Origin of the sequence: Bradyrhizobium iriomotense, from assembly GCF_018129405.1 — a bacterium.
Classification (GTDB): domain Bacteria; phylum Pseudomonadota; class Alphaproteobacteria; order Rhizobiales; family Xanthobacteraceae; genus Bradyrhizobium; species Bradyrhizobium iriomotense_B.
Genome location: NZ_JAFCLP010000002.1, coordinates 103,591 through 117,481 on the forward strand (window position 1 = coordinate 103,591; position 13,891 = coordinate 117,481).

Consider the following 13,891-nt stretch of genomic DNA (forward strand, 5'->3'; position numbering starts at 1 on the left):
ACAAGCGCGCCTCAAAGCGCGCGCTGATCCGGGACCCATCAGCCACAGGGGATGGCTGTGGCGCGAAGCTGACAACTCCGAGCCTCCATAATCACGTCCGCCGGTGGTTATGGGTCCCGGATCTGCGCTTACGCTTGTCCGGGACGACGCCGGAGGACGTTGCACGGGTCCGTAACCGCCGCACCCCTTGCTTTATTGCAGGGTCGGATCGAGCCGGTCGCGCAGCCAGTCGCCGATCACGGAGACCGCCAGCGTGGTCACGACGATGGTGGTCGCCGGCGCCAGCATGATCCAGGGCGCCCGGGTCAGGTATTCGCGGCCATAGCCGACCATGTTGCCGAGGCTGGTCATCGGCGGCTGCACGCCGAGGCCAAGGAAGGACAGGCCGGATTCCATCAGGATCACCTCGGGGAAGACCAGCGTGGTCGAGACGATCAGGGTGGAGGCGATGTTGGGCAGGATGTGCCGGAGGTAGATCCGCGACGGCGTTGCCCCTAACTGCCGGACGGCCGCGGCGTAGCCTTGCGCGTTGGCGGAGATGGCAAGGCCCCGCGCGATGCGGGCATAGCGCTCCCAGCCGAACAGGCCCATCAGGCCGACCAGCAGCGGCAGCGAATTGCCGAAGAAGGCGAGCACGGCCAGCGCCATGATCAGGAAGGGCATGCTGGCCTGGAAGTCGGTCAGCATCAGCACGAGCTGCTCGACGGCGCCGCGGAAATGCGCGGCCAGGAAGCCGAGCGTGGTGCCGACGACGGCTGATATCGCGGTGGCGCCGAAGGCGATCAGCAGCGAGATCCGGATCGAGACCAGGAGCCGCGACAGCACGTCGCGGCCGAGCTCGTCGGTGCCGAGCCAATGTGCGACATTGCCGGGCGCGGCAAGACGATTGCGCAGATCGAGCTGGGTGAAGCCGTAGGGCGCGATCTTCTCGGCGAAGGCCGCGATCGCCAGCATCGCAACGATCCAGCCGATCGCCAGCGCCACCGAGACCGGGATCGCCGGCAGGCTGATGCGGCGGCGGACAGACGCGTCCTTTAACGTAGCGTCGGTCATGCGTGTGCTCCCTTGGCGCGCAGCCGCGGATCAAGGAAGCCGTAGAGGAAGTCGACGACCAGGTTGGACGTGACCATCGTCATCGCCACCAGCAGCAGGATGCATTGCACGACCGCGAGATCGCGGTTGGCGACGGCGACCACGAGCAGGCGCCCTACTCCCGGCCAGGCAAACACGCTCTCGACCACGACCGCGCCCGCGATCAGCGTGCCCACCATGAAGCCCAGAATTGTGACGGTCGGGATCGCCGCGTTCGGCAGCGCATGCGAGGTCACCACCTTGTGCCACGGCACGCCCTTTGCGGATGCGGTGCGGATATAGGGCTGACCGAGCACCTCCAGCATCGCACTGCGGGTGAAGCGCGCCAGCACGGCCGCGCCGCCGAGACTAAGGGTCGCAATTGGCAAGATGGCGTGGCGCCAGCTGTCCTGTCCGCCCGAGGGCAGCCAGCCGAGCTGCACGGCGAAGACCAGAACCAGGATCAGCGCCAGCACGAAGCTTGGCACAGTAAAGCCGGCGACCGCCGTCATCATCACGGCGCGGTCGATTCCCGAGCCCCGGTGCAGCGCGGCGTAGATGCCGGCGGGAACGCCGAGCGCGACCTTGAAGAAGAAGGCCGGCAAGGTCAGCGCCAGCGTGGCTGGAATCCGCTCCAGTACCAGCTCGATCGCGGGACGGCCGTCGCGCATGGAGCGGCCGAGCTCGCCTTTGGCGATGGCGCTGAAGTAATCGAGATACTGGAACCAGATGGGATCATCGAGGCCCCAGGCTTTTCGGAAGGCGGCGATGGCTTCGGGCGGCGCTTCCGGTCCCAAAATCATCAGGGCGGGATCGCCCGACAGCCGCAGCACGACGAAGGCGAAGGTGACGACGAGAACGATCGTCAGTGCCGCACGCCCGATCCGAATGGCGAAATAGCGTCCCATCAGGCCGCGTCCCGCGTCTCGGCGCCCGTGACGAGGTGGCAGGCGACCTGCCTGTTGCCGCCGACCGCCGAGAGCGCCGGCACCTCGCTCGCACAGCGCGCAATCGCCCGCGGACAGCGCGGATGGAAGGCGCAGCCTTGGGGCCGCGCTGCCGGGTTCGGCGGATCGCCTGCCAGCACGATGCGGCCGGCGCTGCGGCGGCCCGGCGCGGGCGACGCCGAGACCAGCGCCTGCGTGTAAGGATGCTCGGGGCGCGCAAAGAGATCGTCGGCGCTGCCGATCTCGACGATGCGGCCGAGATACATCACGGCGACGATCGTGCTGATCTGCCTGACGACGCGCAGATCGTGGCTGATGAATAGCAGCGTGAGCCCAAGCTGCGCCTGGAGGTCGCAAAGCAGGTTCACCACCTGCGCCTGGATCGAGACGTCGAGCGCGCTGACCGGCTCGTCGCAGACCAGGAAATCCGGCTTCGTCGCCAGCGCCCGCGCCAGCACGATGCGCTGCCGCTGCCCGCCCGAGAGCGCGCCGGGATAGCGCGCGCCGTGCGCCGGTGTCAGCTCGACCGCGCGCAGCAATTCGCGCACCCGCTCCTCGCGCTCGGCGGGCGTGCCGAGGCCGTGGATGTCGAGCGGCTCGCGGATCTGCGTTGCGACCGGCAGGCGCCGGTCCAGCGCGCCGAGCGGGTCCTGGAAGATCATCTGCATCCGCGCGCGCTGCGTGCGCCAGGCGGCCGTCCCTAGCGCGGCCATCGGCTTGCCGTCGAACCGCACCTCGCCGCGGTCGGGCGGCTCGAGACCGAGAACGATCCGGCCGGTGGTGGACTTGCCCGAGCCGGACTCGCCGACGAGGCCCAGCGTTTCGCCCTTGGCAATTGCGAGCGACACGCCGTCGACGGCATGCACGGCCGTCGCTCGGCCGAACATTCCGGAGCGCATGCTGTAGCTGCGGGAGATCATGGAGACCTCGACGAGCGGCGCGCTCATTCGGCGGCCATCCCGAGCAGCGTGCGGCGCGAGGCCTCGGCGCGGATGCAGGCGACGGTGCGATCGTCGCTGATGAGCGCCAGGCTCGGCGCGGCAAGGCCGCACGGCTCGGCCGCGAGCGCACAGCGCGGCGCGAAGGCGCAGCCGCTGGGCATGTGCGCGGGATCAGGCACCGTGCCGGGAATGGCGGTGAGACGGCGGCGCGGTCCGTCGAGCGGCGGCAGTGCGCCGATCAGCCCCTGCGCGTAGGGATGAACGGGATCGGCAAAGAGCTGGTTGCTGGGTGCCTGCTCGACGATGCGGCCGGCATACATCACCGCGACGCGGTCGCAATTCTCGGCGACGACGCCGAGATCGTGGCTGATCAGCACCATCGCCATGCTCATCTCGCGGCGGATGGTGGAGAGCAGCTCCAGGATCTGCGCCTGGATGGTGGCATCGAGCGCCGTGGTCGGCTCGTCCGCGATCAGGAGGTCCGGATTTCCGGCGAGCGCCATCGCGATCATGATGCGCTGGACCTGGCCGCCGGAGAATTCGTGCGGATAGGCGGAGAGCCGTCGTGCGGCGTCGGGGATGCCGACGAGATCGAGCAGCCGCTTCGCTTCGGCCTTCACCGCCTCGCCCTGGAGGTCGCGATGCAGTGCCAGCGCTTCGCAGAGCTGTTTGCGAATGGTCAGCACCGGGTTGAGCGCGCTCGCCGGATCCTGGAAGATCATGGCGACCCGCCCGCCCCTGACATGATCGAGCTCGGCGGCCGGCGCGCCAAGAAGTTCACGTCCATCGAGCCGCACGGAGCCCGAGACCTTCGCATGCCGAGGCAACAGGCCGAGCGCGGCGAGCCACGTCACCGACTTGCCGGAGCCGGATTCGCCGACGAGGCCGAGAGCCTCGCCCCTGCCGAGCGCGAGATCGACACCACGCAACACCGGCACGTCATTGAAGGCGATGCTCAGGCCTTCGATGCTGACCAGCGGCGCCACCTCAGGCCTCGAAATTGCCGGCGCGGAAATCCATCGCGAAGGCGGGCGAGGCCTTCCACTTGATCGATTTCGGCTTGGCGGTGAAGGTCGCGTTCTGGTGCAGCACCGTGTAGGCGGGGTCCTCGCGCTCGGCGATCTCCAGCATGCGGCGGAACGCCTTCTTGCGGGCCGCGCGGTCGGTCGACGTCTCCAGGAATTCCGAGAGCGTGTTCAGCTCGGTGTTGGTCCATTCGCCGATCTGCTGCTGCTGGCCGTTCGGCCCGTGCTGTGCGACCAGCGACGACACCGGATCGTTGAAGGCGGCCGAATTCGACCAGTCGCGCACCGCGCGGGTCGGCGCGCGCTCCATGATCTGCGACCAGTTCTCCTTGGTCTCGATCTGCACGTTGAGGCCGACCGATTTCCACATCTCGACCAGGATCTGCGCGGTCGCGACCTGGTTGGTGTAGTAGTTGTTGAGCAGGCGATAGGGAATCGGATCGCCCTTGTAATTGGCCTGCTTGAGCAGATCCTGCGCGAGCTTGGGATCATAGGCCGGCACGCTCCAGTCGGCGTTGAACATGTCGCCGTAGAACTCCCACTGCAGGCCCTTCGGCACACGGGTGCGGCCGGCCCACAGGCTGTCGACGATGGCCTGGCGGTCGATCGCATGGGTGAAGGCGCGTCTGACCAGCGGATTGGCGAGCTGGGCGTGGTTCTTGTCGAACACGGTCAGGCGGTGATTTTGGATCGTGCCGCCCTGCACTTCGAACGCGGCATTCTTCTCGATGCCGGCGATCTGGTCCGGCGGGATGTCGCAGGCGAACTGGTATTCGCCCGAGAGCAGCCCGTTGATGCGGCTCGCGACTTCAGGGACTTCGAGGAAGCGGATGCGCTTGAGCGGCGGCCGGCCGCCCCAATATTCATCGTGGGCTTCCAGCGTCAGCGACACGTCGGGCTTGAGCTCGACGACCTTGTATGGGCCCGTGGTAACAGGCTTGCGCGCCCAGTCGAGATAGCTGGCGGATTCCTCCCAGGCACGGCGGTTCATGATGTCGGAGCCGTAGCGCGACAGCCGGCCCTCGATCGTGACGTCGGGCGTCGCGTTGTAGAAGCGCACCGTATATTTGTCGACGGCATCGACGCGGACGAGGTCCGGCCAGATGCGGCGGGCAACCGCCGGCACATCGGGCGGCAGTTCCTTGCCCGGCCGCGGCGTCGGGATCTTCTCGAAGGCCTGGATGGTGGAGCGGCTCTTGGCCTCGGTCTCGCCGAACATGCGCTGGCGGCTGAAGGTGAAGACGACGTCCTCCGCCGTGAGCTCGTCGCCATTATGGAACTTGACGCCCTGGCGCAGCTTCACTTCGACGGTCTGGTCGTCGATGCGGCGCCATTCGGTGGCGAGACCCGGCACGGCCTCGAGGCTGCCGCGCCAGTTCTTGGAGATCAGGCCCTCCCAGATCGAGGAGAAGAACACGCGCTCACCGACATTGGACTGCTCGCGCAGCACGTCGAGCACGTTCGAATTGGTCACCTTCTGCACCGCGATCGTCACCGACGGACGATTGTCGCTCTGCGCGATGGCAAAGCGCGGCAGCAGCAACGTGCTTGCGGCCGCGCCGCCGGATTTCAGGATGGTGCGACGGGTGAGTTTGCTCATGATGATAAGTCCTGCCCTCGAGGATGTCGGTTATTCGGCGAGACCGAGCGCGGCGAGATGGGCAGCGCCGGCGCGGACGTCGTCGTGGTTGCGGAGCTCGAGGATCAGCCGCGGGTTGGAGGTCAGCCGTCCCAGCGCGCGGAACACGCCGACCCAGGGGATGTTGCCTTCGCCCGGCGCCCAGTGCCGGTCGGCAAAGCCGTCGGTGTCCTGGAGGTGCACATGCGCCAGCATGTCGCCGGCGGTCTCGACGTAATAGTCGACCGGCGGCGCGCCGGTGGAGATGTGGGCATAGTTGGCGTGACCGGTGTCGAGCGAGACGCGGACCTTGCTGCTTTCGAGTGCCTTGGCGAGGCGCACGCGGTCGCGCGGGTCCTTGTCCTCGATGTTCTCGATGACGATCTCGCAGCCGATCGTCTCGGCGCGCGCGATCACCTCGGCGAGCGTCGCCTTGACGCGCTCGACCAGATTGCCGCGGTTGTCCGGGTAGAGGTCGAGATTGTTGTGGTCCCAGGTCGTGAACGGCGAATGGATCACCATCTGCGTCGCACCGAGGAACTCGGCGGCCTCAAGCCCCTGCAGCAGGCGCTTGGTCACGGCCTGGCGGATCATCGGGTCGTGGCTGTCGATCTTGAAGCCCCAGAACGGCCCGTGGATGCCGAGCCGGCCGGTGTGGCCCGCGAGCATCTGCTTGATCTCGCCGGCTGCGCTGCGCCAGTCGCCGTCGAGCAGATCGGCGCGGAAGAAATCCTGGATTTCGAGATCGCGCTGCCGTTCCAGGAGCCAGTCGCGATGCGAGGGGATCGATTTGATGGACAACGCGGCGCCCAACACCGGCTTCGACATGGCTTGCTCCTTCGGTCGTCAGCGATGACGAGGAGCAGCGCTAGACCAGTTCAGTGACAGGCCCGTGAAATCGAGGTTCCGCAGCGTCGCGCAGGTGTGGACATCCAGCGCATCGCCAGCATCGATCTTGTGCAATGGCGCGCCGTCGATGCAGGCACGTGCAGTTTGCCGCAGAAGCAAGTTGAATCGTGTCCGTAGTGATCCGGAATGGAATCCTATTCCGATCTCGCGTACATCGCGCGACATCGATCGGCGGCCACTTCCAAGGGCATCACCCTCTGATCGCGCACCAAGGGGTTGGGGGACCACATGGGGCGGGGGATCGAAGGCTGGGGCAAGGTGACGAGGTCCGGACTCCTAGGCACTCCGGACCTCGGAACTTTTCAGATTGAACGCACATCGCGCCGTCCGGCTGGTTCAGCCGGGCGGCGCGTTGTCGTTTCAGCGTCGTCTTCCGGTCAGCGCGTTTGCGGCTCGAGCGTGACCGTGCAGTCGCCCTGCCCTTGCGTCGCCACGACGATGTCGCCCGCGGCGGCACCGAGGGCGATCGGCGCAGACGAGCCGCCGCCGGGCATCTGAACCGTCACGCTCAACGAATCCGTGCGCGCCGTCGAGCCGACCGTCGTGGGTTCCGCCTCCGCAACGTTGCCGGAGGCGTCGCGCCGCATGACGCGGCAATTCACGTTATTGCTCGCGTTGCTGCCGGCGGCAGCCACGCTCGATGCGGCGGCGCCGCCCATTTGTGCGCGGGCCCGCGATGGATCGCGCGGCACCTGGCTGACGATGCGATGCGTCCGCGGCTCCACGATGACGACGTCGTCATCCGTCGCGAAATACTCGTAGTCCCGATACTGGGGCTCGATCGAGACGATCTCGGGCGGCAAGCGGTACAGACGCACGCGCGAGGGAATCGTCTCGCCGACTCGGATCGAGATGTTCAGATTGCGCTCCGGCTGGGCGAGGCGTACGCGGCTGACCGTTTCAGACATCCGCACCTGCCTCTCGGTTGTCACCTGAGCCTGCTGATTGACCTGCGTATTGGTCTGGGGCGTCTGGTTGGCCTGATTGGTTTGCGTGCCCGTCGCAGCAGGAGCGCTCTGGGCATTGCTGGCCGGAGCCGTCCGGCTTGTGTCCGTCGCTGTTGCCGGCCGGCCCTGCTGCGCCGGAGGCGGTTGCTCGGCGGCATTGCGCGGCGGCTGGTTGCGCTCGTTCTGCTGAGCAGCCGGGCCCGTCTTGGACTTCTCCGACTCGGCCGTTGATTTCTGCGGCGCGGACTTGTCCTGCTTTGTCTGCGCGCTGCTCTTGCCGCTGTCGCGTCCTGCTTTCTCTGCCTCGCGGTTGCGATCGCGCGCAGTCTCGCGAGAATCCTGCGCCTGATCCTTCGCCTTCGGCTGATTGCGCTCGGCAGACGGGGCCGGCTGGCGCTTGTCGTCGCTGGCCTCGTGCTTGGCGCCCCCCTTGTCCTCGCGGCCCCCGCCCTGCATTCGCTCCTGAGCGCCCTGTGCACGTTCCTGAACACGATCTTGACCGCGTTCTTGAAGGCGTTCCTGGGCCGCACCACCGCGTTGCGGTGCAGCGCCCTTCGCCGGTTCCTCGCTCCGTTTCGGCTCGTCTTTGCGCTCGCCGGGCGCCTGGGCGTAAGCGAGCCCGGACGCGAGCATCAGGCCGATGGCCGCAGTCGATAACATTAAGTGCTTCCGCATTGTCCCTCTCCTCAACAAATCGCAATGACAGACGCGAACGTTCTGTCCGTGCGAATGTTCCTGAGCAGGAACGCAGCCATTCACCAGTGAGCGGATCAGGTAGCGCTCACATCGCATCCTTCAGCGTCAGCCGCGCCGTGAACGTCACGCTGATCTTGCCGACCAGCGCCATGCCCTCGACTTCGGCGCCGCCGGGGAAATAGTCGCCGGAAAAGCCGCAGGTGACCTCCCTGCCTCCGAACACCAACGTCTTGCCGACCGCTTCCGTGTGCTGGTTGACGATCATGTCACCGCGCCACTTCCCGTTCCGGAAGGTGTAGCTGCCGGTGTAGTAGAAATAGCTGTCGCCACCCATGATGCGGCCGTCGCAGAGCACGACCACGCCCCTCGCCTGTCCGCGCTTGCCCTCACGCATTTCGATGTCGAAAATGTAGAGGCCGTTGATGACGCTGGCCCCTTCACCCGCCTCTGAGCCTTTCCCGGCCGTCATCAGATCGCTCCCAGCAATATCAATCCGCCGCGCCGATCAGCTCGGCACGTTCCGCTCGAGATCCTCGAGCCAGGCCGCGGCGCTCGAATCCGAGGGCGCGCGCCAGTCGCCGCGCGGCGACAATGAGCCGCCGGCCGACACCTTCGGGCCGTTCGGCATGGCCGAGCGCTTGAACTGGCTGAAGGCGAAGAAGCGGCGCAGGTACACCTCTAACCAACGCCGGATCTCGGGAAGATCATAGGCCTTGCGCCGATCATTCGGGAACGCCGGCGGCCATTCGCCCTTGCCGACGTCCTTCCACGCCTGCAGCGCCATGAACGCGATCTTGGATGGCCGCATGCCGAAGCGCAGCGTGTAGAACAGGTTGAAATCCTGCAGCTCATAGGGACCGACCGAGGCTTCCGTGCTCTGCGGCTTCTCGCCGGGCAGCACGGGCACCAGCTCAGGCGAGATTTCGGCCGCGAGGATCGAGCCCAAGGTCCGGTTCACGTCAGCGCTAAACTGTTTCGAGGCGATCACCCAGCGGATCAGATGCTGGATCAGCGTCTTCGGCACGCCGGCGTTGACATTGTAATGCGCCATCTGGTCGCCGACGCCATAGGTGCACCAGCCGAGCGCGAGCTCGGAGAGATCGCCGGTTCCAATGACGATGCCGCCGTGATGATTGGCGAGCCGGAACAGATAGTCCGTGCGCAGGCCCGCCTGCACGTTCTCGAAGGTGACGTCGTAGACCTTCTCGCCCTTGCCAAAGGGATGGCCGATGTCCTTCAGCATCTGCGTCGCCGTGGTGCGGATGTCGAGCTCCTGCCAGCTGGTCTGCAACGCCTTCATCAGCGCCAGCGCATTGGTCTTGCTTTCGCTGCCGGTGGCAAAGCCGGGCATGGTGTAGGCGAGGATGTTCTCACGCGGCAGGCCGAGCAGGTCGACGGCCTTGGCGGCAACGATCAGCGCATGGGTGGAATCGAGCCCGCCCGAGACGCCGATCACGACGCGCCTGGTGCCGGTCGCGCGCATGCGCTGCACGAGGCCGGCGACCTGGATGTTGTAGGCCTCGTAGCAATCCTGCTCGAGCAGGCTCTCATCGCTCGGCACGAACGGGAAGCGCTCGACCTTGCGCAGGAACCCGATATCGGCGGCCGGCGGCTTCAGGGCGAACGTTACCTTGCGGAAGAACGCCTCGCGCTGGCGGCGGTTGTCGTCGAAAGTGCCCATCAGGGCTCGCTCCTGCCTGAGCAGGTCGAGATCGACGTCGGCATAGGTGATCTGGCCGCTCTGGCGAAACCGTTCGCCTTCGGCCAGCAGCACGCCGTTCTCGTAGATCGAGGTCTGGCCGTCCCAGGCCAGATCGGTGGTCGATTCCCCGGCCCCGGCGGCGGAATAGACGTAGGCCGCAAGGCAGCGCGCCGAGGTCGACTGGCACAGTAGCGCGCGCGAGCGCGCCCGGCCGATCGTGATCGGGCTGCCCGAGAGATTGATCAGCACGCTGGCACCCGCCAGCGCGAGCTCCGAGGCCGGCGTGACGGGGATCCACATGTCCTCGCAGATCTCGACGCCGATGGTCAGGCCCGGGACGTCCTCGGCCGCGAACAGCAGGTCGACGCCGAACGGGGCGTGCAGACCGCCAAAGGCAATGGTCTCGCCGGCGATTCCGGCGCCGGAGGCGAAATGGCGTCCCTCGTAGAACTCGCGGTAGGTCGGCAGGTACGATTTCGGAACGACGCCAAGGACGTTGCCGCGATGGATGACGACGGCGCAATTGTAGATGCGATGACCAAAGCGCAGCGGCGCGCCGACGATCAGCACGGTCATCAGCGCGGCGGAGGCCTCGACGATGGTGACGAGCCCGCGCTCGACCGCATCGAGCAGCGGATCCTGCTTCACCAGGTCCTCGATCGCATAACCGGACAGGCACAGCTCGGGAAACACGGCCAGCGCCACCGACTGCTCGTGGCAGGCATTGGCCGCCGCCAGGACGGCCTTCGCATTGGCCGAGGGATCGGCCACATGCGAGGTGGTCACGCAGGCCGCCACGCGCGCAAATCCGTGAGTGTAGATCGAATGGAAAGTCATCGCGCGCAGTACCCTTAAATCTTCGTCCGGCCGGCCGCCGTCAGCTCCGGTCATATGTAGCCCATCGACCTGGCCCCGTGCAGGCCATCCGCCATCATGCATAACGGATTTGCGCCCCGGCCGGCCCAGCGCCGGGCGACTTCAAGCGCTGCGGGCCAGGACACCGGCCAGATCGCCGCGCAGCCACTCGGCGATCCGAGGCCAGGCATGCGCGTGGGTCCGCGCGCCCATGAACAGGCCGAGATGGTTGCTCGGCTCGGACGCCGCCGCAATGAAGGCTGGTGGCGTACCGACAAGCCGGGCGGTGGCGAGCGCCTGCGTCGCCGGCACCACCTCGTCGTCGAGCCCTGCCAGCAGAAAGATCGGCACCTTGACGTCCTTGAGACGAACCTTTCGGCCGAGTGCGACGAAATTGCCGCCGGCAATCCGGTTCTCCCGGAAGATCCAGTTGACGATCTCCAGATAATAGGTGCCGGGCAGATCGAGGGGCTCCACATTCCACTGGTCGAAGCGCGCGAGCAGCGCCGCGCCTTCCTCGTCCGAAAGCTCCTTCTGCAAGGCGGCTGCGATATCCTCGCGGCTCGGCGCCTTCGACCAGACGCGCAACATCTCTTTGCCGCTGACATTGCCACCGCCACGCGCGACGAGCTGGTCGTAGACCATGCCGGGCGCGTTGCGGGCGAGCCGCGACATCGCCGAGTCGATCGACAGGTCGACCGGCGCGCCTGCCAGCACCAGCCGCCGCACCTTGGCCGGAAAGCGTGCCGCGTAAAGCAGCGACAGCCAGCCGCCCTGGCACAGACCGACGAGATCGACCGGCGCGCCGATCTCGTCGACGGCGACGTTTAGATCGGACAGATAGCTGTCGATCGAGAGATAGCGCATATCTGATGTCGCCGACCGCCAATCGGTGAGATAGACCCGGTCGATGCCGCCTCTTTGCAGCGACTGCACCACGCTGTGCCCGGGCGCGAAGTCGGCGATCAGGGCCCGATGCAGCGCATAGGGCGCGCAGACCAGCGCCGGCTGGCCGGACCGGTCCGTCGTGCAATTGCGCAGGCGCATGGTCGCAAGCTCCAGCGCCACCGTGCTCGGCGTCGTCCACGGCAGGCTGCTGTCGGCCGGCTCAGCCGGCCCGCGCTCCATCCACCAGAAGCAGGCATCCATCGCGAGCCGCGCCGCTGCAAACGGCCACAGCAGCGGGTCGTCTTGGACGTGATCCGGTCCGCCCGGCGGTTTGCCTGTCTTCTTCGCCACGTCTATCTCGCGCTCCTCACAGGAATGCCTCGAAGCTGATGACGGAAATGCCGAGCTCGCCAAAGCTCCGATGGGCCGCAGCCATGGAGCCGTCGAGGTCGATGCCGCGGCAGGCGTCCTCGATCACCGCGACCTCGAACCCCGCCTTGCGGGCATCCTCCGCCGAAAAGCGGACACAGAAGTCCAGCGCGAGTCCGGCGACGAAGATGGTCTTCAGCTCACGTTCGCGCAAATAGCCGAGCAGGCCTGTCGGCGTCCTGTGGTCGTTCTCGAACAGCGCCGAATAGGAATCGATGCCGCGGCGAAAGCCCTTGCGCACCACCAGACTCGCCCTTGTGACATCCAACTCCTCGTGGAATTCGGCGCCGGCCGTGCCCTGCACACAATGCGACGGCCAAAGCACCTGGGTGCCATAATTCAGCTCGATGGTCTGGAACGGCTGCTTGCCCGCATGGTTCGGCGCGAATGAGACATGATCCGCCGGATGCCAGTCCTGGGTCAGCACCACATTGGCGAATTTTTGGGCGATGCGATTGATGGCGGGCACGACTTTCTCGCCGCCGGGCACGGCCAGCGCCCCGCCGGTGCAGAAATCGTTCTGGACGTCGATCACCAGCAGCACATCGCGGTCGGAAATCTTCATCGCAAGGCCCCATTCCACCCGCCCGTCGCCGGGCGCTCTCTCCAATGTCGATCTTCCGGCGCAGCTTCGCAACCACCGACAGCGTGTGGCGATACCGCGCTGATGGCCGTGGGACCTCCCAGGATGCAACGGTTTGGCCCTGTCCGTGTTGACTAGGCACAATCAAGCGAGGATTCTCGGACCGTCCGCGCAGTTGCGGACCGGATCAGGAACGGAGACAGGGGTTCCCGAGGGCCGGCAAGGCCGCGGCAGCCACAGGGCCATGGGTATCGGCAGGACAGGACAGATTCTTCTCGCCGATATCGGCGGCACCAATGCGCGCTTTGCGCTGAGCCGAGGCGACGGCGACCAGACCGGCGCGATCGACTATGTAAAGGTCGCCGACTTCCCAACCGTCCGGGAAGCCATTGCCGATGTGCTGGCACGCCAATCCGGCGGCGAGCCGCCCCGACGGTCCGTGCTGGCCGTGGCAGGCCCCGTCACCAACAACCGCTGCGTCATGACCAACAGCCCCTGGGTCATCGACGGCAACGAGCTGCAGCCGGCGCTGGGCTTCGACAGCGTCCACGTGCTCAACGATTTCGAGGTTGTGGCCTGGTCCCTGCCCGCCTTGCAGCCGGCCGATCTGATCCCGCTCGGCGGACAAGACGGCTTGCCCGGAGAGCCGCTGCTGGTGGTCGGGCCTGGAACCGGCTTTGGCGTCTCCTGTCTGGTCGAGCGCCATGGAGCGCGCCTGGCCGTCGTCACCGAAGCCGGACATGCGACGCTGCCGGCAGAGAACGAGCGCGAGGAACGCGTGATCGCCTGCTTGCGCCGGCGCCTCGGCCATGTCTCGATCGAGCGCGGTGCGCTATCCGGCTCGGGCTTGCAAAGCCTCTACGAAGCCCTCGCGGAGGTCGACGGCGCCCAGGTGCCGCAACGCGACGCCGCTGCCATCACCAAGGCGGCCCTGGACGGCAGTTGTGCGCACAGCCGCGCGACGCTGGAGATGTTTTGCGCCACGCTCGGCTCGGTCGCCGGCAATCTCGCGGTGACCTTCGGCGCCCGTGGCGGCGTCTATATCGCCGGCGGGATCGTGCCGCGCTTTCCCGAATTCCTGGCCGCCTCGGCCTTCCGCGCGCGCTTCGAGGCCAAGGGACGCTTCCAGGACTACTTGCGCAACATTCCGACCCGGCTGGTCACCAGGCCCGATGCGAGCTTCCTCGGCCTGAAGATGTTCGCCGACCACAATCCGGATTGAAGCGCAGCCGGCAGGGCCGTCCGGTCCGTTAACTAATTCACAGCTGATTGCATCGAAA

The 13,891-nt window shown here is 66.7% G+C and carries 12 protein-coding genes; 1 reads left to right on the forward strand and 11 read right to left on the reverse strand.

Annotated features, from left to right (window positions below):
* Positions 1-192: 192 nt before the first annotated feature.
* From JQ592_RS05170 to pncA, 11 genes are all read right to left on the reverse strand, one after another.
* Positions 193-1,053 (reverse strand): ABC transporter permease, encoded by an 861-nt coding sequence (locus tag JQ592_RS05170; RefSeq protein ID WP_211401846.1) that lies wholly within the window; start codon positions 1,051-1,053, stop codon positions 193-195.
* The gene (locus JQ592_RS05175) at positions 1,050-1,979 is read right to left on the reverse strand and encodes an ABC transporter permease (RefSeq protein WP_211401847.1); all 930 of its coding nucleotides are present in this window, start codon (positions 1,977-1,979) and stop codon (positions 1,050-1,052) included. The genes JQ592_RS05170 and JQ592_RS05175 overlap by 4 nt, the downstream gene beginning before the upstream one ends.
* Positions 1,979-2,965 (reverse strand): ABC transporter ATP-binding protein, encoded by a 987-nt coding sequence (locus tag JQ592_RS05180; RefSeq protein WP_211401848.1) that lies wholly within the window; start codon positions 2,963-2,965, stop codon positions 1,979-1,981. The genes JQ592_RS05175 and JQ592_RS05180 overlap by 1 nt, the downstream gene beginning before the upstream one ends.
* Positions 2,962-3,945, reverse strand: a complete 984-nt coding sequence (locus JQ592_RS05185) for an ABC transporter ATP-binding protein (RefSeq protein ID WP_211401849.1) — start codon at positions 3,943-3,945, stop codon at positions 2,962-2,964. Before JQ592_RS05185 ends, JQ592_RS05180 begins: the two co-directional genes overlap by 4 nt.
* A gap of 1 nt (position 3,946) precedes the next feature.
* Entirely contained in the window at positions 3,947-5,584 is a 1,638-nt protein-coding gene (locus JQ592_RS05190) for an ABC transporter substrate-binding protein (protein ID WP_211401850.1), read from the reverse strand.
* 30 nt (positions 5,585-5,614) lie between these two features.
* Positions 5,615-6,430: a sugar phosphate isomerase/epimerase family protein gene (locus JQ592_RS05195; protein WP_211401851.1), complete on the reverse strand. Its 816-nt coding sequence runs from the start codon at positions 6,428-6,430 to the stop codon at positions 5,615-5,617.
* Between the two features lie 458 nt (positions 6,431-6,888).
* Positions 6,889-8,118, reverse strand: coding sequence for a DUF1236 domain-containing protein (locus tag JQ592_RS05200; protein WP_246820179.1), 1,230 nt, complete (start codon positions 8,116-8,118; stop codon positions 6,889-6,891).
* A 121-nt stretch (positions 8,119-8,239) separates the two neighbouring features.
* Positions 8,240-8,623 carry a GrlR family regulatory protein gene (locus tag JQ592_RS05205; RefSeq protein ID WP_211401853.1) on the reverse strand — a complete coding sequence of 128 codons (384 nt, stop codon included), beginning with the start codon at positions 8,621-8,623 and terminating at the stop codon, positions 8,240-8,242.
* Positions 8,624-8,659: 36 nt separating this feature from the next.
* The gene (locus JQ592_RS05210) at positions 8,660-10,693 is read right to left on the reverse strand and encodes an NAD(+) synthase (protein WP_211401854.1); all 2,034 of its coding nucleotides are present in this window, start codon (positions 10,691-10,693) and stop codon (positions 8,660-8,662) included.
* A 141-nt stretch (positions 10,694-10,834) separates the two neighbouring features.
* Positions 10,835-11,950, reverse strand: a complete 1,116-nt coding sequence (locus tag JQ592_RS05215; RefSeq protein ID WP_211401855.1) for an alpha/beta fold hydrolase — start codon at positions 11,948-11,950, stop codon at positions 10,835-10,837.
* Between the two features lie 16 nt (positions 11,951-11,966).
* Positions 11,967-12,593 (reverse strand): bifunctional nicotinamidase/pyrazinamidase, encoded by a 627-nt coding sequence (gene pncA / locus JQ592_RS05220; protein WP_211402509.1) that lies wholly within the window; start codon positions 12,591-12,593, stop codon positions 11,967-11,969.
* Between the two features lie 262 nt (positions 12,594-12,855).
* Here pncA and glk point away from each other — a divergent pair, with 262 nt between their 5' ends.
* On the forward strand, positions 12,856-13,833 hold the full coding sequence (gene glk, locus JQ592_RS05225) for a glucokinase (protein ID WP_211401856.1): 978 nt from the start codon (positions 12,856-12,858) through the stop codon (positions 13,831-13,833).
* Positions 13,834-13,891: the final 58 nt, after the last annotated feature.